The organism is Candidatus Chlorohelix allophototropha (assembly GCF_030389965.1).
GTDB classification, from domain to species: domain Bacteria; phylum Chloroflexota; class Chloroflexia; order Chloroheliales; family Chloroheliaceae; genus Chlorohelix; species Chlorohelix allophototropha.
The window spans coordinates 1,640,280-1,663,839 of sequence record NZ_CP128400.1 but is presented as its reverse complement, the minus strand read 5'-3'; the positions used below and the strand labels follow the sequence as shown (position 1 = coordinate 1,663,839).

At 47.5% G+C, this 23,560-nt stretch carries 15 protein-coding genes; 8 read left to right on the top strand and 7 right to left on the bottom strand.

Annotated elements, in window-relative coordinates:
- Positions 1-16 precede the first annotated feature (16 nt).
- Positions 17-634 (bottom strand): trypsin-like peptidase domain-containing protein, encoded by a 618-nt coding sequence (locus OZ401_RS19680; protein WP_341470226.1) that lies wholly within the window; start codon positions 632-634, stop codon positions 17-19.
- A 314-nt stretch (positions 635-948) separates the two neighbouring features.
- Here OZ401_RS19680 and OZ401_RS19675 point away from each other — a divergent pair, with 314 nt between their 5' ends.
- The 6 genes from OZ401_RS19675 (at position 949) to OZ401_RS19650 (ending at position 12,682) form a co-directional block, all read left to right on the top strand.
- Entirely contained in the window at positions 949-4,437 is a 3,489-nt protein-coding gene (locus OZ401_RS19675; protein ID WP_341470225.1) for a PAS domain S-box protein, read from the top strand.
- Between the two features lie 361 nt (positions 4,438-4,798).
- Positions 4,799-6,496 carry a circadian clock protein KaiC gene (gene kaiC, locus OZ401_RS19670; protein WP_341470224.1) on the top strand — a complete coding sequence of 566 codons (1,698 nt, stop codon included), beginning with the start codon at positions 4,799-4,801 and terminating at the stop codon, positions 6,494-6,496.
- A 128-nt stretch (positions 6,497-6,624) separates the two neighbouring features.
- Entirely contained in the window at positions 6,625-6,960 is a 336-nt protein-coding gene (locus OZ401_RS19665; protein WP_341470223.1) for a circadian clock KaiB family protein, read from the top strand.
- The gene (locus tag OZ401_RS19660) at positions 6,957-7,328 is read left to right on the top strand and encodes a circadian clock KaiB family protein (protein WP_341470222.1); all 372 of its coding nucleotides are present in this window, start codon (positions 6,957-6,959) and stop codon (positions 7,326-7,328) included. The genes OZ401_RS19665 and OZ401_RS19660 overlap by 4 nt, the downstream gene beginning before the upstream one ends.
- 13 nt (positions 7,329-7,341) lie before the next feature.
- Positions 7,342-8,499: a PAS domain-containing sensor histidine kinase gene (locus tag OZ401_RS19655; protein ID WP_341470221.1), complete on the top strand. Its 1,158-nt coding sequence runs from the start codon at positions 7,342-7,344 to the stop codon at positions 8,497-8,499.
- Positions 8,500-8,503: 4 nt separating this feature from the next.
- Positions 8,504-12,682 carry a hybrid sensor histidine kinase/response regulator gene (locus OZ401_RS19650; protein WP_341470220.1) on the top strand — a complete coding sequence of 1,393 codons (4,179 nt, stop codon included), beginning with the start codon at positions 8,504-8,506 and terminating at the stop codon, positions 12,680-12,682.
- A gap of 116 nt (positions 12,683-12,798) precedes the next feature.
- Here the strand turns inward: OZ401_RS19650 and mreB are convergent, their stop codons facing one another.
- From mreB to OZ401_RS19625, 5 genes are all read right to left on the bottom strand, one after another.
- Positions 12,799-13,809 (bottom strand): rod shape-determining protein, encoded by a 1,011-nt coding sequence (mreB, locus tag OZ401_RS19645; protein WP_341470219.1) that lies wholly within the window; start codon positions 13,807-13,809, stop codon positions 12,799-12,801.
- 78 nt (positions 13,810-13,887) lie between these two features.
- Positions 13,888-15,921 (bottom strand): peptidase C39 family protein, encoded by a 2,034-nt coding sequence (locus tag OZ401_RS19640; RefSeq protein WP_341470218.1) that lies wholly within the window; start codon positions 15,919-15,921, stop codon positions 13,888-13,890.
- 32 nt (positions 15,922-15,953) lie between these two features.
- Entirely contained in the window at positions 15,954-16,490 is a 537-nt protein-coding gene (locus OZ401_RS19635) for a GNAT family N-acetyltransferase (protein WP_341470217.1), read from the bottom strand.
- Positions 16,491-16,522: 32 nt separating this feature from the next.
- Positions 16,523-17,776 carry a radical SAM family heme chaperone HemW gene (gene hemW / locus OZ401_RS19630; RefSeq protein WP_341470216.1) on the bottom strand — a complete coding sequence of 418 codons (1,254 nt, stop codon included), beginning with the start codon at positions 17,774-17,776 and terminating at the stop codon, positions 16,523-16,525.
- 371 nt (positions 17,777-18,147) lie between these two features.
- Entirely contained in the window at positions 18,148-19,359 is a 1,212-nt protein-coding gene (locus tag OZ401_RS19625) for an MFS transporter (RefSeq protein WP_341470215.1), read from the bottom strand.
- A 118-nt stretch (positions 19,360-19,477) separates the two neighbouring features.
- Here OZ401_RS19625 and OZ401_RS19620 point away from each other — a divergent pair, with 118 nt between their 5' ends.
- Entirely contained in the window at positions 19,478-20,371 is an 894-nt protein-coding gene (locus OZ401_RS19620) for a LysR family transcriptional regulator (protein WP_341470214.1), read from the top strand.
- 109 nt (positions 20,372-20,480) lie between these two features.
- Here OZ401_RS19620 and OZ401_RS19615 read toward each other — a convergent pair whose 3' ends face one another.
- Positions 20,481-20,951 carry an NUDIX domain-containing protein gene (locus OZ401_RS19615; RefSeq protein WP_341470213.1) on the bottom strand — a complete coding sequence of 157 codons (471 nt, stop codon included), beginning with the start codon at positions 20,949-20,951 and terminating at the stop codon, positions 20,481-20,483.
- A 147-nt stretch (positions 20,952-21,098) separates the two neighbouring features.
- Here OZ401_RS19615 and OZ401_RS19610 point away from each other — a divergent pair, with 147 nt between their 5' ends.
- Positions 21,099-23,549 carry a penicillin acylase family protein gene (locus OZ401_RS19610; protein WP_341470212.1) on the top strand — a complete coding sequence of 817 codons (2,451 nt, stop codon included), beginning with the start codon at positions 21,099-21,101 and terminating at the stop codon, positions 23,547-23,549.
- The last annotated feature ends 11 nt before the right edge of the window (positions 23,550-23,560 follow it).

The window sequence follows — 23,560 nt, the reverse complement described above, 5'->3', positions numbered from 1 at the left end:
CTATTCCCACACTCCACTAAACCGGGGCAAGCTCATCCCCAACCTGTAAGACACTTGAGTCGCCTAATTCTGCTACTGTAAGTTCGCTTCCGGTAGGGTCAATTTTGATTACCGCCAGATCGTTTTGTGGTTTTGAACCTACTACTGTAGCCTCAAGCGTAGTTCCATCGGACAAGGTAACTTCTAGGCTGTTTGTATTTTCTATGACATGGTAGTTGATTAGAATGTAACCAGCGCTGTCGATGATAATCCCTGAACCTACTCCGGTTGCCTGTGTGCTACCAGAACCTGCTGAGAAGCGGTTTGAAGAAGTTGTCACCTGAGAGGTTATCTGCACCACTGTGGGACATACTTTTTGCGCAACCTGTGCCACAGTTAGAGTTTGGTTTGTCTGTAACGCAATTATATTTGTTGGTATAGAGGCGGCAGCTACGGGAGCGTACACTGGGGCGCTAACATTGTTATTATTCAAGTTATCGGCAATGAAATAGCCTGTGCCAAAGGTAAACATAAGGGCTAACGCTAACAATCCTCGTTTGACCGGTTTAGCCCAATGGTTAGGCTTTTTCTCATATACGGGTGGCAGCGGATTATTATTTGGCGGTTGGTTACTTTGATAATTAATAGTTGACATTTTTATTACCTCTTCTTTTTTGATTTTTTATTCTGTATTTAGCTTGGGCTGAAATTTTATTCAGCCAGAGTAATATTTGCATTTCTTGTCTCTATAACCAGCTTATAAACTTCAAATGAAGTTTGTATTGAAAGTTTGTGAGGAATTTCTCATAAAGGGTAATCAAAGGCGTACTCGCAGTGTGATTGTACTGAGTCGGGTACTGTTCGTAAGAATTGTTCGATTATATAATTAGTTATCTGCTCAAAATGACACGCTTGACAACGTCCTAGAAACGTTAACAAGCTAAAAAATTGACATCTCCAAGAGGCAATATGAACACTAATGTTCTGAGCGAATCCTACACAGTTCTAATCGTTGATGAATCTGCAGAAAATCGAGCCACCGTTAAGAGATACTTAAACCAAGACCCCGATCACACCTACCGCTTTGAAGAAACCGAATTGGGAAAAGCCGGGCTGGAACTGTGCGTATCTCGGCAGCCCAATCTTATTCTACTGAATTGTAGTCTCCCAGATATTACCGGTCTGGAATTTCTGAAGGCTTTGACTGCACGGATGACAGAAGGGCATTGCCCGGTAATAGTGCTAGCTGACGAGACTAGCGCTGCCGGGTGTATGAAGTACGGGGCGCAGGATTATCTGGTTAAAGACAAGCTCACTCCCGAAAGCCTACGCCACGTAGTTCAAGTTAGCCTCCAAACCTACCAACTCAAGCTACAAGAACGTCACTTTCTAGCTACCTCAATTCTGGAAAGCATCAGCGAGGCTTTCTGTGCACTAGACGCGGAAGAACGCTTTACCTATGTGAACCACAGAGCAGAAGAATTCTGGAATATATCTCGGAAAGAACTACTGGGCAAGAAGTTTGGGGAAATCTTCCCCCGGATGGCAGGCATAGCGGAGTACCAATACTTACGTCAGGCTATAACCGAGCAAACTCCACTTAATTTTGAAAGCTACATAAGCGCTATCCAACGGTGGATAAAGATCAAAGTGTACCCGGCTAATGATGGGGTTTCGGTTTATTTTGAGGATATAACCGCCCAAAAACAAGCCGAGGAGCAACTACGGCGTTGGAATGAAGAACTAGAAAAGCGGGTGGAGGAGCGTACTGCTGCACTGACAGCTGAGATTGAGGAGCACAAGCGAACAGAAGAAGCCCTGCGCGAGAGTGAGGAGCGTTTTCGCTTGGTGGCTGAAAACTCGACTGATGTGATTTGGACGATGAATATGGAAGGACAGTTTACCTATGTCAGTCCTTCCGTACTACAACTTAGAGGCTATACTCCCGAAGAGGTTTTAAAACAATCTATGGCGGAAGCTCTCACCCCAAAATCTGTGATAATTGCCCGTGAGGGCTTGCTGGGAATTTTGCAGGTTACACAGGAAGGTAATCCTGGCAGGAGACTGGATCAAATGGAGCAACCCTGCAAAGATGGCAGTACCGTTTGGACAGAGGTTTCAACCTGCTTGATGTATGCCAGCAACGGAGAGTTCAAGGGTATTTTGGGTATCAGCCGGGATATTAGCGAGCGTAAGCGAGCGGAGGAAGCCCTGCGCGAAAGTGAGGAGAAGTTTGCCGCTATCTTCCAGTCCAGCCCGGTAGCAACTCTCATCTCAAACCTAGCAGATGGGCTGATCCTCGATGCAAATAGCCAAGCCCAGGAGTTTTTTGGTTACAGACATGACCTGTTGGTGGGGCATACTTCTCTAGAACTAAATATTTGGCTGGACCCCACCCTCAGAGACCAACTGCAACAAAAGCTGATCCAACAGGGCAGTATCAGAAATTTTGAAACCTCTTTCAGACGCAGCAATGGTGAAATCCGGCACGCGCTGGCTTCTTATGAGTTGTTAGAACTGGGCGGTAAAACACTAGTGCTATCCCTTCTGCACGATATAACCGAAATAGCCAAAGCCAATCGTGCCCAGGCGATGTTAGCGGCAATCGTCGAGTCTTCTGAGGATGCCATACTCAGTGTAAACTTGGCAGGTTGCCTCCAGAGTTGGAATGCGGGCGCTACCAAATTGTTTGGCTATACTGCTTCAGAAATCATGGGTCAGCATTTTTCGCTGCTGGTAACGTCTGAACAACTTGAGGAACAATCTAGGATTGTAGCAAAAATCCTAGGTGGAGAGGTTGTAGGACATTTTGATACCTTTCGAAGACACAAGAATGGAACTAAGATAGCGGTTTCAATGGCGGTCTCGCCGATGAAAACCTCCTCCGGGGAAATTATAGGAGTCTGCACTACTATCCGAGATATTACAGCGAGGAAAGAGGCAGAAGAAGCCTTACGGCAAAGCGAGATGCGTAATCGCCTGTTTGCCGAAGCTATTAGAAATGCGGACGATGCCATAGTTATCACAGATGCAGTCCTAGATTCTCCTGGTCCACAGATTATTTTTGCCAACCCGGCTTTCACCACCATGACCGGATATACCCTAGAAGAGGCTTACGGAAAAACGCCCCGGATACTCCAGGGAGCCAAGTCGGATCGGGCTGTGCTGGATTGCTTGAGGCGAAACTTAGCAGCAGGGGAGAACTTTCAGGGAGAAATAATAAATTATCGCAAGGACGGGAGCGAGTTATATCAGGAGTTCCGCATTTCACCGGTGAAAGACGAACAAGGCAAAACCACCAATTTTATTGCCATCAAACGGGATATAACCGCTCGGAAGCAGGCGGAAGCAGCGTTACGTGAGAGCGAAGAGCGTTATCGCTTTCTCGCCGAGAACAGCACCGACACGATCAGCCGACTATCATATGCGGGAGTTTTCGAGTATGTTTCCCCTGCTTCCCAGAAAATCATCGGGTTTGCCCCTGAAGAATTGGTGGGTCATACCTTCCTAGAATTTGTCCATCCCGATGACCACGAACAGTTTCTAAAGCTTCTTTCAAATTGGCAGGGGCAAAACAACTTTTTAGTGACCTACCGTGCTTGCTGCAAAAACGATCAATACATCTGGGTGGAAGCCAGCGTGCATCTCACGAGCAATCCCGATACCGGTCAAGTGCTAAATGTCATCATGGTAACCCGCGATATAACCGAGCGGCGAAAAATGGAAGAAGCGTTGGCGGCTGAGAAACTCAAAGCTAAAAACCTCGAATCGTTGGGAGTGCTGGCGGGGGGAATTGCCCATAGCTTTAATAATGCCCTGACCGGAGTGACCGGCTATATGTCCCTAGCCAAGCTTGAACTGGAGGAAACCAGTGAAGCTTATACCTGTTTGGAGGAAGCAGAGAAAGCTACCCAGCACCTTACAGAATTAGCACAACGGTTGGTGCCCTTTGCCAGTGGGGGCGCGCCTGTTAAACAAAAAATCAAGCTCGAAAACATAATCAAAAACGCCGCCAGCTTTATGACCCAAAACCCTAACCTGCGCTACCACTTTGATTTGCCTACCGAGATCTGGCTTGTGTCGGCTGACTCTGTCCAAATTAGGGAGGCGCTCCAGAACCTGATCAAAAATGCGCTGGAAGCGATGCCGGAAGGTGGAATTATCGGGGTTAAAGCTACTAATGTTACGTTGGAAGCAAATCAGATTCCCTTACTCAATCCGGGTAGGTATGTGCGGGTGACGGTGCAAGATCAAGGCTGTGGGATTAGATCGGAAGAGTTAGCGCGTATATTCGACCCCTATTACACCACCAAATTTATGGGTAATGGCTTGGGACTTACGCTAAGCTACTCCATAATCCGGCGGCACGGAGGTCAGCTTGTAGTGGAGAGTGAGTGGCGCAAAGGTACTACCGTACACTTTTACCTACCTACCCTACCCGAAGAAGCAGGAGTTTGAGGTTGAAGAAAGGCGAAAAACGCTTGAAAAAAACGGAAGTTGGGGAATTACCAAGTGATTACTCCCACGCCCAAAGGTTGGTAAATCCTTTTGAATGGGAAAGGTATTAGTCAATTTCGTTGCTAAAATGGGGAAACATCTTCATTTTATGCCGATAAATAGACCTGAAGTGGGGCTAAAACCTCACAAATGTTAATAAACCAACAGTAACCCTAAAGCTAGAGGACTTACAGCACGTTTGTTAATCCGGAACCGCCTGCGATTTTCAGTTACAAATTCCATCGACAGGTGCGAATGATTATGACACACTTACTTGCTTAAAGAAACGCAAGGGCAGGTTGCCAACAGAAGGAGCAAATTGATGAGTAAAATCCAGGACAATGTGGCGGAAACACTGCCCAAATGCCCTACCGGCATTGATGGGTTGGATGCTCTGCTGGAGGGCGGGTTGCCGAAAGGTCGCCCCACACTGCTATGCGGTGGAGCAGGTTGTGGCAAAACTTTAGTCGGGGTGGAGTTCTTGGTACAGGGCGCTCGCAGATTTGGTGAACCCGGTGTCTTAATAACTTTTGAAGAAAACGCGGAAGAAATAACCAAAAATGTGAACTCCTTGGGCTTTAATCTCAATGAATTGGTTGCCCAGAAAAAAATGGTGTTGGATCATGTATATATCGAGCGTTCCGAAATCGAGGAAAGCGGGGATTTTGACCTAGACGGGTTATTCATTCGCCTAGCGTATGCCATTGATTCCATCGAGGCTAAACGGGTGGTGCTGGACACCCTCGAAGTGCTTTTCTCAGGCTTTAGCAATGAGGCGACCCTTCGCGCAGAGCTTCGCAGGCTCTTTCGGTGGCTGAAAGATAAAGGGGTAACCGCCATTATCACTGCCGAGCGCGGTTCAAACGGTACGCTCACCCGGCAAGGGTTGGAAGAATATGTTTCGGACTGTGTTATTGTGCTGGAACATCGCACCGTTGATTCTATTTCCACCCGGCATTTGCAAGTCATCAAGTATCGCGGTTCCGCACACGGCACTAACGAGTATCCCTTCCTGATTGACGAAAGCGGCATTTCGGTACTCCCCATAACCTCTAGCGGTCTCGAATATTCGGTATCAAATGAACGAATCTCTACTGGGATACCCAGCCTAGACGATATGCTGGAAGGGAAAGGTTTTTATCGTGGCAGTTCGGTACTGATTTCTGGTACCGCCGGAACCGGTAAAACCAGCATAGCATCTAGCTTTGCCAACTCCGTCTGCCAAAATGGGGAACGTTGCCTTTATTTGGCTTTCGAGGAATCTACCGGACAGATAGTCCGCAATATGCGCTCCATCGGTTTGGATTTGTCGCCATGGATTGAGGCTAATCTCTTGAAGTTCCATACCACCCGCGCTACCATGTACGGTCTGGAAATGCACTTGGTGGTGATACATCAATTGGTTAAAGCTTTCCAACCCTCAGTGGTGATTATTGACCCGGTGACAAATTTCCTTAACAACGGTAGCAACCTTGAAGTGCGCTCGATGGTCACCAGATTGCTGGATTTCCTCAAAATGCAGCAAATAACCGCCTTTTTCACCAGCCTAACTTTTGCCGGAGGCTTTGAGGAACATACCCTGACCAATATTTCCTCCTTGATTGACACTTGGCTATTGTTGAAAGACATCGAAGTTGATGGGGAGCGCAACCGGGGATTGTTCGTGCTTAAATCACGCGGTATGGCTAGTTCTAACCAGATTCGCGAGTTCATTTTGTCCCACACAGGCATCGAGCTTAAAGAGGCATATCTAGGTCAGGCGGGAGTGCTTACAGGCTCGGCACGTTTGGCACAAGAAGCTAAAGAAAGAGCGGAGGCACAGTTACGGGAACAGGAAGCAATGCGAGTCCAGTTCAACCTTGAGCGCAAACGCCAGATGCTGGAAAACCAGATTGCGATTATGCGGGCTGAATTTGAAGTCGAAGAAGCCGAAAGCCTAAACTTGCTTAAACAATCAAAGGCAATTGAGGAGCAGTTGGAAATTGAGCGAAATAAAATGAAAATAAGCCGTAAAGTATAAGCGAGAGTCTTTCATAATTCGATTTCTGGCGTTTTTGCAATCATTTTTGATAAGCGATCAGGTTAAAACAGCAATTTCACCCTCCAAAAACGCTTTCAAATCAGGTCAAAATGTAGAGGAGTAGGAAAATGGATGACGCTAACGAATTGGGGAAAGCTAAATGGGAGTTGCGGCTATATGTCGCGGGACAAACTCCTAAATCGTTAATCGCCTTTGCCAACCTAAAGAAGATTTGCGAAGAATATTTAGAGGGGGAGTACCAAATAGAAATAATCGACCTGTTGGAAAAGCCGCAACTTGCCAGCGGAGATCAGATTGTAGCAACCCCCACCCTTGTACGCAAACTGCCTGAACCGGTGCGTAAAATAATTGGCGATCTCTCCAATACAGAGCGGGTTCTGGTAGGGCTAAACCTGATTCAAATTGGGGTAGCTAACCATCAAAAGGCAGTGGGTGATATATGAAAGATTCAGAGAATGAGGATACCGATAGTACCCTCGATGCTTTTGAAAAAGCGCTGGAACAGGTGAATTCTGAGCATTACATCCTGAGATTATTCGTAACCGGAACCACTCCTAAATCTGCTCAAGCTATCCAGAACATCCAGAGAATCTGTGAAGAGCATCTTCAAGGGCGGTACAAATTGGAAGTGATTGATATTTACCAGCAACCGGAGAAAGCCAAAGAAGCCCAAATCGTGGCAGTGCCCACTCTCATAAAGCAACTCCCGCTTCCCTTGAGAAAAGTGGTAGGCAATTTATCTGATGTGGAACGAGTAGTAGCAGGCTTGGGCTTGCAGATGGAAAACCCGGGCAACAAGCCCCAAAAATGAATTCAGGTAAGGTATGAGTGATCAGCTAAAAACGTTACTTGAGGAAGTAGAGTCGTTACGGGAGCAACTGGCGGAAGCGAGGGAAACCCTTGATGCTATTCGGCGGCACGAAGTTGACGCACTGGTTATGGAAGACCCAAATGGAACTTACGAGATTTTTACCATAAAAGGGGCAGATTTCCCCTATCGTCTCTTTGTGGAACAAATGTCGCAGGGTGCTGTTACTTTGAATCTATCCGGTATTATCCTTTATTGCAACCAGCGCTTCGCCGAACTTATGGAACTGCCGATAGAGCAGATTATCGGCTCATATTTACAACAGTTTGTTGCCATTGAAGACAAGCCTTTTCTTGAGGGGGCGCTGGAGAAGGGTAGTATAGCAAACTTTCGGTATGAAATGAATCTCAGCACGGTTACTGGCAAGCAGGCGCCTTTCGATCTAGCTTTTAGCCCTATGCAAGTTGACGTGCTTCCCGTAATTTGCCTAGTGGCAACGGATTTGACCGCGCAAAAACAGGCAGAGAGTCAAATAAGGGCGAACCTTGTAGAGAAAGAGACCTTGCTCAAAGAGTTGCACCATCGCGTCAAAAATAACTTGCAGGTGGTTTATAGCTTGCTGAAACTTCAGGCGGCTAATATAAAAGACCCAGAGATTGCTGACTTATTTATTGAAACCCAGAACCGGGTGCAGAGTATGGCGCTGGTACATCAAAAGCTCTACCAAGCAGAAAGCTTTTCAAGGGTTGATATGGAAAACTATATCCAGAGCTTAATTACTAATCTGCATCATTCACTGAGCTTTGATCCCAAAAAAGTATTTTTAGATGTAAAAATCGAAGGGGTTTTGCTCAATATGGATACGGCTATCCCATGCGGTCTTATTATAAATGAGCTTTTATATAATGCCTTTAAACACGCCTTTCCGGACAACCGCAATGGTATCGTCAAGATTGAGCTTTCAAGAGATGCGACAGCTATGTTTTGCCTGCGAATAAGCGATGATGGAGTTGGTCTCCCTGAGAATTTAGATCCTCACAATACAGAAACGCTTGGCATGCAGTTGGTAGCTATGCTAACCAGACAATTGGATGGAACGCTGGAATTATTGAAAGAGCACGGGACTACTTTCATAATCAAGTTCCGGGAACTAAGATACCGGGAGAGGGTGTAATGCTATGGCTAAAGCACAAATTCTGGTGGTTGAAGATGAGGAAATCGTAGCGGCAAGTATTAAAAGAACCCTTATGGCGCTTGACTACAGCGTATTGGCTATGGTTTCTTCGGGCGAAGAAGCGGTTAAAAGTGTAACTAAGAACCGCCCAGACTTGGTACTGATGGATATTATCCTGAAAGGTAAAATGGATGGGGTTGAAACCGCTTCCCAGATTCATGCTATTTACGATATTCCGGTAATCTATCTCACTGCTTATTCAGACGATGCTACGTTGGAACGCGCCAAAATCACCCTACCGTATGCCTATATATTGAAGCCTTTCGATGATCGAGAGTTAAAAGTTGCAATCGAACTAGCGCTTCACAAAAGCCAGATGGATCACAAAGTGAAAAAGCTGGATGAATGGCTCACTATCACTGTAAAGAACCTTGGCGAGGGGTTGATTGCCGTTGATATGGCAGGAGCTATCACTTTCATAAATCCGACTGCTGAAGGTCTAATCGGTTGGAAACAAGCGGACGTGCTGGGCAAACATTTAGGCGAAGTTGTAAGGTTACAATACGAGAGTAGGGGACTTCCGGCGGAAGCTTTAACTATATCGGCTATTACCAATGGGCTGTTTTCAAAACAGGACGAGCCTTTGACCTTGGTGGCAAGGGATGGGCGCAAATTATTCGTCAAAATGAATACCGTACCTGTTCAAGACGAGCAAGGTAATATCAGTAGGGTAGCGTTGGTTTTTCAGAATATTACCGAACTCATAAAGAGCGAGGCAAAATTCTCCAAAATATTCCAGTCCGGTCCGATAGCATCTTTTATTTCTACGAGCGAAGGACGTATTCTGGAGGTCAATGATTACGCCCTGAAGCTTTTCGGCTATACCAAAGAGGAAGCAATCGGGCGCACTTCGTTTGAGCTTGATTCGCTGAATGCCTCTGACATCAGAAAGCAGTGGCAAGCATTAGTCCGTAAAGAGGGTTATCTGCATGGGGTGGAGATGTCCTTGAAACGACGGGACGGGGATGTGCTGCACTTGCTGGGTTACTTCGAGCTAATAGAACTGAACGGGGAAAACTTCGTACTAAGCCAACTTCAGGATATTACCGAACTTAGAAAAGCTACTACAGCGCAGGCGCAGTTGGCTGCCATCGTGGAATATTCCGAGGATGCAATCATTAGCAAGACGCTGGAGGGGATAATTCAAACTTGGAATGTCGGCGCAACCAAAATGTATGGCTATACCGCTGAGGAAATGATTGGTTGTTCTATCAATCTACTGGAGCTTCCGGGGCATCACGCTGAAATGTCCTCGCTAGTAGAAGCTCTCCGGCGGGGCGAACGTGTTAGCAGTTATGAGACGGTGTGTCTCCGCAAAGACGGCACTGAAATTGATGTTTCATTGACCCTTTCGCCGGTGAAGGATATCTACGGAAACATTATCGGCACTTCTGTCATTTCCCACGATATAACAGCCCGTAAACAGGCTGAAATTGCTTTGCAGAAGAGTGAGGAACGCTTCCGGCTTGTCGCGGAAAATTCTAGTGATGTGATATGGACGATGAATATAGAAAGGCAATTTACCTATGTCAGCCCGTCAGTGCTATATCTTCGAGGTTATACTCCAGAAGAGGTTATGCACCAAACTATTGAAGAAGCTGTGACCCCTAAATCTGCCGAGGTGATGCGGCAGAGCATGGTCAGTCTTTTTCAGGATGCCCAAGCAGGTAAGCTTCGGCGGAGAATACATCAGGTGGAACAACCTTGCAAGGATGGCAGCACCGTCTGGACTGAGGTATCAACCAGCCTGATGTTTGATTCTGCTGGTACTTTCAAGGGAATACTGGGTATCACCCGCGATATAACCGAACGCAAGCGGCTGGAAACTGCCCTGTATCGGAGCGAAGCGCGGTTCCAGGCTTTTATGGACAATTCCCCAACGCTCTCCTGGATGCTGGATGCTGCGGGGGGGGTTCGCTACATAAACAAATCTTTCGCACGCCTGATCGGGCGGGAAAAGGAACAAATCATTGGCAAGACCGCCTTTGATATATTTCCTAAAGAAATGGCAGAACAATACCAGCTAGACAACCTGAAAGTATTTGAAAACAATGAAACGCTCGAAGTGGAAGAGAGTTATGTGCGGTGGGATGGTTCCATAGGGTATGTGCTGACAAATAAATTCCCACTTGGTGATTCGGCGCTAATAGGCGGAGTAGCAATAGATATTACAGAGCGGGTGCGAGCGGAAAAGGCGTTGCGACAGAGCGAAGCCAGTTACCGCTTGCTGGCGCATAACCTGCCAGATAGCGCCGTAATGGTTTTTGATGGTGATTTGCGTTTCTTGGTGGTAGAAGGCGATGCTTTGGAACGGGACAGCTTTGTCACTAAGGATTTGGAAGGTAAAACCCTCCACGAAGTGTTGCCGCCCGAATCGGTGGACGCACTTTTGCCCTATTACCGGGCTGCCCTTGCTGGAATTGAAAGCACCTTCGAGACTTCCTTTAACGAGCGGGCATTTCTAGTCAAGGCAGTACCTATCAAGGATGAACAGGGGAATATACTCAGTGGCTTAATTTTAAGTCAGGATATTACCGACCTCAAGCGAATCGAGCAATCCCTGGCGGATGAAAAAGAACGACTTTCCGTGACCCTGCGTTCTATCGGGGATGCGGTAATCACTACCGACCTGAAAGGCAATATTACGCTCCTCAACCGGGTAGCGGAAGAGTTGACCGGTTGGCGCCACACCGAAGCAATCGGACAACCGCTTGATATGGTCTTTAGCCTTTGGGACAAAGAAACCCACCAACCTCGCCAAAGCCCGCTCTGGGAAACTCTTAATAGCGGACATGTAATATTGCTGCAAAATAATACCTTGCTGGTAGCCAGTGATGGGGTTGAGCGCCTCATTATGGATAGCTGTGCCCCCATTCGAGACCATAGTAGTAATATTATTGGGGCAGTGTTGGTCTTCCGGGATGTTACAGAACAGCTAAAGTTGGAACAAGAAGTACAGAAAACGTCAAAGCTGGAATCGTTGGGGGTATTTGCGGGCGGTTTGGCACACGATTTTAACAATTTGCTCACTGGCATAACCGGGTACTTAGACCTCAGTAAATATTATCTTGAAAATAGCGAATCGGTACAAATTGCAGAACTCAAAGATTTTATTGAGCAGGCTCAAATCGCCACTCAGCGCGCGCGCGAACTAACCATCCAGCTTTTGACCTTTTCTAAGGGCGGTCACCCGGTTAAGCAAATCATTACCCTTCCGCAAATAATTGAAGAATCTTCCAGTTTCATTCTGCACGGTACCAACGTAAAGGCGGTGTTTGACCTGCCACGAGACCTGTTCGCGATAGAGGCGGATGCCGGGCAATTAGGGCAGGTTTTTCAAAACTTGGTGTTGAATTCAATTCAGGCAATGCCGCAAGGCGGTATCATTAACATCTCAGCCCAGAATTTGAGGCTTGGAGCGGACACGTTACCGGAATTAGGGGCAGGACTCTATGTACAGCTTAGCTTCCGGGATGGGGGAGCGGGTATCCCTCATGAAAATCTGTTAAAGATATTTGACCCTTACTTTACCACCAAGAAAGCCGGTAGCGGATTGGGGCTGGCGGTTTGCCATTCCATTATCCGACAACATAATGGACATATTGAGGTAGAAAGCGTGGTAGGTAAGGGTACAACCTTTACCATTTATCTGCCTGCCACCAATCAACAAGCGGATTCTGCTGTGCGGAGTCACATCGCGGCGGTTTCAAGACTTACGCAAGCAGTTACCCCTATGAAAATATTAATCATGGATGATGAGCAACTCTTGAGAAATTTGGTGAAACAATATTTGCAGAGACTAGGGCACACGGTGGCAGTAGCCGAAGAAGGAGAGGTAGCCTACCAACTTTACAGTACCGCATTCGAAGCTGGTCAGCCTTTCGATGTGGTGCTGCTCGATCTAACGATTCCGGGCGGAATGGGTGGCAAACAAACTATGAAAAAGCTGTTAGAACTAGATCCACAGGTCACAGGGGTGGTGTGTAGCGGCTACTCCAATGACCCAATAATGAGTAATTATATGCATTTTGGCTTCAAAGCAGTGCTACCCAAGCCGTATCATATGGCAGATTTACAAAGAGTACTAGACAAACTGTCAGCGGAAAAATCTGGAAACTTTTAGGGGTGCTTACACCGAACTCTCAACAACGTAAGGCAGAGAAACGAAAAATACGACACTTGGAAATAAATACAGGGCGTGGTTATTCCACACCCTGTTTATATTAAATGCTTTTCTGGTTAAAAATCCCCACTGAGTGAGTCGCGCAAGAGGTCGATGTATTCCAATGCTACGCCCGTACCGATGGCTACACAGTTCATCGGGTTATCCGCCACATAGCATGGAACGCCCGTTACGTCTGCCAATAACTGGCTGATATTGCGCAATTGGCTACTGCCCCCCGTCATGACCATACCACGATCTATAATGTCGCTGGCGAGTTCGGGTGGAGTATCTTCCAGCACCGTTCGCACCGCCCCAATAATGGATTCGAGCGGGTCTGCCAACGCTTCAGTTATTTCATTGCTGCGTACAATGACGGTACGCGGCAAACCGCTCACCTGATCGCGCCCACGCACTTCCATTGAGAGTTCTTCTTCCATCGGGATGGCGCTACCGATGCGGATTTTGATTTCTTCAGCGGTACGCTCACCGATCATCAGGTTATACTTGCGCTTGATGTAGCTGGCAATCGAATCATCCATTTTGTTACCACCAACCCGGATGCTATTGCTGGTAACGATACCGTAGAGGGAGATAACCGCTACTTCGGTTGTACCACCACCTATATCAATTACCATGTTGCCGGTTGGCTCGGCGATAGGGATTTGAGCGCCGATTGCCGCCGCCAAAGGCTCGCGGATAAGCCAAGCGCGTTTTGCACCCGCTTGAATCGCGGCATCATGAACCGCGCGCATCTCTACGTTGGTAACCCCGGCGGGGATACAGATCATTACATCGGGCTTCACTACCGCGAACCGTCCAGTTGCGCGACTGATAAAATGCTTCAGCATCGCCTCGGTTACAACGTAGTCAGCGATTACGCCGTTTTGCATAGGGCGAATGACTTCGACCGTTTCAGGGGTACGCCCCATCATTTCATAGGCAGCCATGCCTACTTGTAATACACGATTATCTTTGGTTGAAATTGCCACCACGCTTGGCTCGCTCAACACGATGCCTTTGCCTTTTACATACACCAGTACATTTGCGGTACCGAGGTCAATTCCGATTTTGGTAGAAGTCCACATTAGGAGTAATTATATTCCTTAAATTTATAATTTATACTAGTTTAACCTTAAAAATTATACCACAAACGTAAGGCTTGCTCATCCGCCGTAACGCCAGCGGTAATAATGCTGCCCAATATTGCCCATTTCCACCTGCCACTCTGCTGGATTAGCCGGGTTATAGGTGAGGGCGCGTCGCTCGTACAGTTGCGCCAATACTCGCACCGGTTTCCCCCCAATATTCACTTGAACCCAGTAAGGTTCACTGATGGGATAGCCTAGCACGAAAATCCAATTGTCGATGCCACTACGCGCCGAGTTATTCATCCAACTCCACAGCACGTCCGGGATATTGTGTCCCAATTTCGCGTCATAGTTAGCGTATTTCAGCCCACCAGAACTACCCTGTGTAACATTCCCTTGCCTGTCGAGGGTTTCGCTAATCGGCTGCCCAGTGTGATTGGTAGCTCTCCGCGTCTGTTCAAAACCGGGCAGCGTGGCAAGGTTCTCAAAGGTAGCATAAGTGGGCGCAAGCGGGCTGTCTGGGTCGCCTGCTACCGGAATATTGGCGGGAGTGCGATTCTCAAAACGCCCGTTGCCCACCTGCATCTTGCCCGACACCAGTTCTTCTGTCAGTAAGCCGTTAGTCACGAACCACAGCGAGTTGCGGTCGCCTTGTGGGATGGTAATCTCCATCCGGGTTTTGTCAAAATATTGCACCACCCGTAATCCGTTCACCCCTTCATCATAGTTTTCCAACATAGCAGGGGTACTGGGTCCTGTTCCCCACACCCAACCACGTCCGCTCTTGCCGCTCAGAGTGGCGGCATCGGCATCACTCCAGAGTTTACCGATTTCAGGGTAGGCGTACTGACTTCCCACATAATCGGGAGAAATCCACTGGCGCGGGTCTGTCCAACCGTTGCGCGGATAGAGCAAGTAAACAGCCCCGCCCGAACCATCCTGCCAAACACGCTCGAAAGCAGCGCGAGGGTACACAATCCTCACGCTCTGCCCCTTGCGCGGGTCACCGGCGGGGTCATTCACAATCGGGTTGCCGTTGGTATCAAAACCGCGAATTACCAGCAAATGCCCGTCAGTAGCGCTAATAGGCGAACCGGGCAATTGACCGGGCGAATATGCCACACTGGCAATTACGGGGATGCCCTGCTCAATCCAGCGTTCTACCTGTACCAGCGATTGATAGCGCATCACCGCACCGTTTAGTGCGCCGTTTAGCCCAGTGGTAGCGTGCGCCACGTTAAAGGGCCAGTTGCCGTTACCTTTGTAAATCCAATCGTAGGTCGCCTCGGCGGTTTGTGGCACAGTGCGGGTCAAACCGCTTAAGCCGTATTTGCCATCCAGAAAAGCCATTACCATCGAGAGCGAAGTGGGGCTACACCATACCTCTCCTCCATCAGGATAAATCATCTGGCTGCGCTCTGGCACAGGCAAATCCTTGCCCCACGCCTTTCTATCAGAGCTAAAAGCAGGAGTTGTGCCGTTTCGCAACGTGTTGACCGAAACATGCCACAGATGGGGTAATGCTAGAGTTGGGTTCGCGCTGTATAGCGTTACTTTTAGCTGGAAAGCGACGGCAGACGAGTTCAGCGATAGCGTATCGGTATCTACCCGCCCATCTGCATCGTTCTGCCCATCCACACTGTGCCTACGAACAGTAGCATTATCGGCAGCCCACACTCCCATCGTGTAAAACTTTGTCCAGCGTCCATTCACCAACGCACGCAAGCTCACCATTACCCATGAACCGGGTGGCGCATCGGCGTTCCAACTCGCAATTGCACTGTTAAAACCACCGGGCGAACCATAGTATGGGGCTAGTCCTTCGCCATAGTAGTAACTGCCGCCGTTAAAGTAATTGCCGCCGTTATAGCTGCCGGGCGCGTAAGGATCGTTGGCGTTTTTACTGTGAATCGGGTCGAGTGTCAAAGCCTCACCATCAAGTCGCAATCCGTCTAGTTTCCAACCGCTAAATTCTACGGCGCTGCCTTGATACCATAGTACACTGGCACGGTTTTCTGCTGCTTGCGCCGTCGGAAGGTCAAATGCGCTTGCCAGCATTACCGCCAGCAGCATTGCTACTATCACGCCACCAAACCTATATTTCAACATCACAACCCTCTAGTTGCTACCGTGTAAGAAACCTACCATGGCGCACGAATATCCAACTCAAGGTGAATATCCAGCGGTTCCAATTCAAATAACTCAGGATCAATCTCACTTGCAAGTTGTGCGCCTATCCCCATATAAAATTGCACCGTATTGCGGGATGGGGTAGCAGAGATGTATAGTTTTGTTGCACCCATGTCCCAAGCTTTCTGGGCGATTCCTTCCACCAACCAGCGCCCAATCCCTTGTCGGCGATAGGGCTTGCTCACAAATAACGCCAGCAAGTTCATAGTATCACGGTCGCTACCTCTAAACTTGACCTCCAATGCAGCAATTCCTGCAATGGTATTGCCCTCAAACGCGCCTAATACCGTGCCGCCCTCATCGTAGAGCGCGTAGATGCGCCGCACCAATTTGTCCAGTTCGCCCGGAGCAAAACCCGGCATATCGCAAAATTCTTGCTTTAAGTCGAGCGTGCCGTCTTGATTGTAGTAAATTTCTTCGACGACTTCGCTGCGGTCAATTCGGTACATCAGGTCAATTTCACCTCTGGACAAGACCCGGTATTCCATCCCAACCCCACTTTCCCTTTGTCTCTTAATCTTTATACATCTGGCAAGAACTCTACAAAAACATTATTACTGAGCAAGCGTCCCCGCACTGTAAGACGCAAAATCGGATTACCCACAGCGTTGAACCCTTCTTCTAGCAAGCCAAGTTCGAGGAATCTGGCAACCTTGCCGGGATAAAATTCATCTAACGACTTGCCGAATTCTGCCTCGAACGCTTGCAAATCTAATCCGGCATTGGTGCGCCACGCCAGAATCACAGTATCGGTTCGTTTCAATTCGGGCGTAACTTCTTCCGCTTCAGTGTTATCAATCACGCTCTCACCCGTTTGTATTCGCTGGATATATTCGCGCGGGTCTTTGATAACAGCAAAACGATAGCCTGCAAAGCAGGAGTGCGCCCCCGGTCCGAAGCCGATATATGGACGGTTTAGCCAGTAAGTCAGGTTGTGGCGTGAGGCGTATTTTTCCAAACTGCCCCGCGCCCAGTTGCTGATCTCATATTGCAAATAACCCGCCTGTGCTAACTTTTCTAACGCCAGCAAGTACATATCGGCGGCAGTATCATCCTCCGGCAGCGGTAATTTACCCGCCAGCACGCGCTTACCGAGAGAGGTATTTTCTTCTACAATCAGCCCATATAACGAGAGATGTTCCGCTTCCAACGCGAGAGCCTTATCTAGCGTATCGCGCCAACTTTCCAGCGTCTCACCCGGCAAACCGTAGATAAAGTCAAGGCTGAGGTTATCGAATCCGGCTTCTCGTGCCAGCGCAAAAGAGCGCCCAATTTCGGCGCTATCGTGGGCGCGCCCCAGTTTTTTCAGTTGCGCGTCGTCAAAAGTCTGCGCTCCATAGCTCAAGCGGTTGATGCCTATTGCCCGTAGCGTCTTTAATTTTTCGAGATTGAGCGTGCCGGGGTTTGCTTCAAGCGTGATTTCTGCATCTTCTCGAATTGTCCCATAACGTCTGATTGAAGTCATGATGCGTTCTAACAGCATAGGAGAGAGCAGCGAGGGAGTGCCACCGCCCAAAAAGACCGTCTCTATATCTAACGGTGGAAGCGCATCCCCAGTTTCCGAAACAAGAGACAGTGGCGCAAGTGGATTGTAATCCCGGCGCACAACCGCTGCCAAAGTGCGTTCCACTTCGAGGCACAATGCCTCGGTGTAAGGTTGGTATAGATGGCGCAGGTTGGTATATATATTGAAATCACAATAGGTGCAGCGCGTGCGGCAGAAAGGAATATGCAGATACAGGCTCAGCCCGTGTTGTAGTGGTGATAATGTCATATTTTTGTCGGGCGGGGTGTTTGGTTATCCGCTAATCCGATAAGCCCAAGTTTAGACAGAGCAGGGGGGAATGTCAAGCGGTTACGTAACCCTAGGGCGATTCAATGTTTAACAAGTTGAACTTGGCATCGCTTCTGAAATTTTGTAACAGCTCAGGCGGGGAAAAGGGTTTACGAAGAAAAGCCTGAAGCAAAGTGCTGAGAGTGGAAAATAAATGGTGTAAATGGAAAAGTAGGTGTTGTCATATTTTTAAGTATAAACCCTAGCAAACCCTTTTTGGTTGTTCAGTTTTCGGTTCATTATAACAAGCCAAGTTTTGGGGTTGGGTAATGAGCTATAAGCGTTTGCTCCGGTGATTAGCCGATTTTAGTTTAGCGGCAGACCCACATGACGGCGAGGAATCCGGCGAGCAACACGGCAAGGCATCCGCATATCAAGGGTAACCAACCGCCGCTTTGCCACAACAAACCGGGAACTATGCCACCAACAGTACCGCCCAGATAGAAAAACATTTGGTAGATTGCCACCGCACTACCGCGCCCCTGATTTTCCTGAATATTATCGCCGACGTAGGCGTTGGTAGTGGATTGCACCGTGAACATACCAAAGCATAAAAATAGCAAACCAGCAAAAACGGATAACAGCCAGGGGGTTAAAGTCAGGGCAACCCCAAACATCATTATCAACAGCCCTATCCCTATAACCACCCGACGACTGTACCTATCGCTCAGTCTGCCCGCGATAGGCGCGGAAAAAGTACCAATCAAATATACCACGAAGATAAAACTGACCAGCAAGGTAGAGAGATTGAAAGGGGGTTTGGTTAGATAATAAGGTAAGTAGGTAAACAAACCGATAAAGGGGAAAAATATTGCAGGACCTACCAGAAATGCGCCTACCAGATTGCGGTTTTTAAAGGCAATAATAAAACTGTTTAAACTATGTCCTTTGCTGCGGATGGTAGCATTGCGCGAGGAATGCTGCGATTCCGGTAAGTAGCGGCGCATTATCAAGTAGGCTACCAGATTAAAAAGGGCAAACCCCACAAAGGCAGTACGCCAATTTACAAATTCGGTCAGTAAACCACTGATTACTCGCCCGGAAAAACCACCAAATATAGTGGAGGCGGTGTACCAACCGATTGCCATGCCGCGCTTGCTGGAAAATTGCTCATGAATATAAGCGAGTACCCCGGCAATAAACCCCGGAATTAACAGACCTTGTGCTACACGGAACAGCAGTAGAAACTGGAAAAAAGGCGAAACGGCACACAGCAGGGTAGGAAAGACCAATGCCAGTGTACTTGCCACCATCACCCGGCGAGGTCCAAAGCGATCTATCAGGAATCCGAAAAATAACACGCTACAACCTACCGCCAACACCAATGAGCTAACAGTCATACCTGCTTCGCTGGGCGTTAAGCCGAATTCCTCACCGATTATCGGTAATATCGGCTGAGTAGCATACATATTTGAAAAAACCGCTACGGTAGAACCGCCTAACACCCATAAAATCGTGCTTTGCGAAACCGTTTTATGTTGCGAATCTACTCTAGTGGACAAGAACGCTTCACGAATCGACATTTGAAAGTAATTTTCCCATATTATAAAAATGATTACCGCAGTTAAATATTACCTGTTATAATTTATGCCGTCCAATACATAATTAGCAAGAAATCAATGCATATAGGACATTATTCAAATGGAACTACAACAATTGAAATACTTTTTGAGTGTAGCAAAACTCCAACATTTCACCCATGCAGCGGAAGAGCTTTTTATATCGCAATCCTCTTTGAGTCGGGCAGTGGCTCATTTGGAAGAGGAATTGGGCGTACCTTTGTTTGAAAGGCAAGGCAGGCAGGTTAAGCTAAACCGGATGGGTCAGCTTTTCATGCGAAAAGTGGAAAATGCGCTAAAGGAATTGGAAGACGGTCGCCGTGAGTTGGAAGATATGAACTCATCAGAAAAGGGGCAGATGGCGTTGGCAATTTTACCAACAGTAGGGGTACATCTTTTACCCGGTCTGTTGAGTACCTTTAGAGCAGAACATCCCCTGATAACCTTTCGCCTTTTTCAAAACTCGGCTACAGCAATGATAGACCAACTTGAGCGCGGAGAAATTGACCTGTGTATTTCCGCACCTGTAATCGAAAAAACCCAAGTAAGTTGGGAAGTTTTGATGACCGAAGAAATGTATCTAGCAGTGCCACCCGGACATCGGCTTGCCAATCGTCCGTGTATTAATCTCGTGGAAGTAGCAGAGGATAATTTTATCAGCCTCAAGCATGGCTATGGTTTGCGTGATTTGGCAGATAACCTATGCCGTGAAGCCGGATTTGAACCTAAGATTGCTTTTGAAGGAGAAGAGATTGGAACTGCACGAAGTTTGGTAGCGGCAGGACTGGGGGTAGCGCTGATTCCGGCGTTGGCTTGGCAGGGCGTAATTGACCCTCTTCCGGTACAACTTAAGGTGGAAAAGCCATTATGCCAACGCCAGATCGGGTTGGCTTGGGTAGATAGCCGCTATCTTTCGGCGGCAGCACAGTTATTCAGGCAATTTGCTATAACCTACTTCCATTCTCATTTTAAGTAGTCCTTCTTTCCAATTGCATCAATAGTAATTGGAAAACAGATGTGTAGATTTGATTTTGGAATTTTGAGGAATTTTTGCACTCAATTTCTTAAGAGCTATAGCACTTTATTTACTTAATATAAATCTTATCTGAATTGGTTTGAGCATCCGTTATCCATTCGAGGTGCGGTTCAAGAATATCCATTTCAGAAAGTGATTCAAACGGGTAAAAACCTACCTCAGTAGTTTCATCACTCAAACCTAATCGCCCTCCGACAATCTCTGCCACAAAGCATAACCCTACAAGTTGCCAGCGGTTATCTTCAGCATAGACCGTAACTCGGTGAGGAGTAGAGTAAATGCCCACCAACCGTTTGATTTTTACATGTAACCCGGTTTCCTCCCAGACTTCGCGGATGCAGGTTTCTTCTAAATTCTCGCCCGGATCCATCGCACCGCTTGGTAAGCACCAGCGTCCGTTATCGCTTCGGCGGGTTAGTAAGATTTTACCATCGCTATCATAAATGACAGCAGCACTTCCGGTGCGAATACGAGCGGTGCGACCAATTCGGTCGCCATATTCATAATAAGGTATGTTCATTCCACACTCGCTTGATAGTAAGTTTAGCTCAAAATCGTGCTAATTATATTTCAGCTTGCTAGAAAAAATGCTATACTATGTAACATTCTACCAGAAAACAATTTCATTAATTTCTACTAACCCCAAGCTTGCATCAAGGAGGATGTAATGGCAAAGCAACTTAATCGTGCTCAAGTTGCGCCTGTTGCGCCGAAAAAAGTACGTAGCCGAGGAAAAACAATACTGCGTTTCTCGCTATTCGGTTTACTCTCGGTAGTGGTGATAGTTATAGTAGCAGTTGCAATTTTATTCTACTGGTTGTTAATTCGACCACAACCAGAAACTAACACTACCTTGAAAATCCCCGGTTTAACCGCTGAAGTGAAAGTAGTGCGAGACAAAGCTGGTGTCCCACATATTTATGCCAATAACCTGACCGATCTTTTTATAGCGCAAGGTTATGTCACAGCCCAAGATCGTCTCTGGCAACTTGAATTTAACCGCAGAGTCGGCAGCGGGCGACTTTCCGAAGTTTTGGGCAGCGCCGCTCTTGATAACGACAAATTTCTTCGCACTATCGGCTTGAGACGTGCCGCCGAACAGGAACTGCCGCTACTTGCTCCCGAAGCACGAACAATCATTGAGAGCTATTCGCAAGGTATCAATGCCTTTATTGATACCCATAAAGACAACCTCCCAATCGAGTTTACGCTGTTGGGCTTTACCCCCGAACCTTGGACACCCCTCGATTCTGTCACATGGGGTAAGGTGATGGCATACGATTTGGGTGGTAATTACACCAATGAGATACTTCGGGCAGCGTTGGTAGAAAAATTAGGTGAAAAAGATGCGGCGCTGTTATTACCTTTAAACGGTGCAGAAGGAACTCCCTTGATTGTACCTAACGGGGTAAGCTATGTTGATATGGAAAAGAGCCTTGCGCTGGTTGATTTAAATAGCGCGGCTTCTATTATAAGCAATGGGGATATGTCTGGACAAGGCAGCAACAATTGGGTGGTAGGTGGCACTAAAACCACTACAGGCAAACCGATGTTGGCAAATGACCCACATCTGGGCATTCGCAACCCTTCAGTTTGGTACGAGGTTTCGTTGCATGGCGCAGGTTTTAACGTGGCAGGTGTCACCTTCCCCGGAGTACCGGGCGTAGTTATCGGGCATAATGACCGGATAGCGTGGGGTGTTACCAACGTTGGCGGCGATACGCAAGACCTTTTCATGGAGAAAATTAACCCTGCCAATGCCAATCAGTACGAGTTTCAGAGCAAATTTGAGGACATGAGCCTTATCAAGGAAGAAATAAAGGTAAAGGGTAAAGCCACCGAGACTATTACGGTGCGTGTTACCAGGCATGGTCCGATAATGAACGATGTGGTGGATTCAATTAAAAACAGCCAATATCCAATGGCATTAGAATGGGTTGCCCTGCAAAAATCTCCGCTGATAGACGCTGTTTTAAAATATAACAGAGCCAATAACTGGAACGAGTTTCGAGAGGGGTTAAAAGGCTTCAATATTGCGGGGCAAAACTTCGTGTTTGCCGATGTAGATGGCAACATCGGTTATCAACTTACCGGGTTATGGCCTACCCGCGCCAAAGGTGATGGTTTGCTACCCGTTCCGGGTTGGAACGGTGACTATGAGTGGACGGGCTTTGTTCCGTTTGAACAATTGCCTTCGGTTTACAACCCGCCCAACGGCTTTATCGTAACAGCTAACCAACGTCCTGCAAATATGAAACCCGGCTTGAGTATAGGCGAAGAATTTGACCCGGGTTGGCGTGCGCAACGTATTACTGATCTATTACAGGCTAAAGAGAAACTTTCTTTGCAGGATTTGGGAGCTATCCAGTTTGACACCGTAACGTTGCCCGGTAAAGAGCTTGCTAAAGTGGCGGGTAGCCTACAAAGCAACGATTCCAAGTTGGTAGAACCATTAAAGCGGTTGCGCGAGTGGGATGGGAATCTTACCGCCGATTCGTCTCCCGGTGCGTTGTACAAAGTAACCTACCAATACCTACTTGAAAACATGTTCAAAAACAAAATGGGTGACGCTTACGAGCGTTATATCGGTAATCAAGCTTTTCATGTACCATTCGTTATTAAATTGCTAAAAGACCCCCAGAACGCTTGGTGGGGTGAAGGTGGGCGCGATGCGATGTTGCTAAAATCGCTAGGACAAGCGGTAGATTATCTAAACGGCAAATTCGGTAGCAACATTAATGATTGGAAGTGGGGCAAATTGCATACGTTGAGCTTTACCGAAACGCCAATCGGAGACGCTGCGCCTTTCCCACTCAATGCCATCTTGAATCTGCGTACTCTAGAACGCGCCGGAGATGGCAATACTGTAAATGCTGCCAGTTACCGCTATGTGGAGCCTTACAAACAATCGAGTGGCGCATCTTTCCGGGAGTTGATAAACTTGGCAAGCTTTGACGACTCGCTAATTACCAACACCATCGGACAATCGGGACAGCCTTTTAACAGCCACTACGGGGATAATATTGACGATTGGCAAGGAGGCAAATACCATCCTTTCTTGTTCAGTTCTTCCGCGGTGGACAAAAATAAAGAGGCAGTATTGACTTTAGGGAAATGAAAATAAAAATG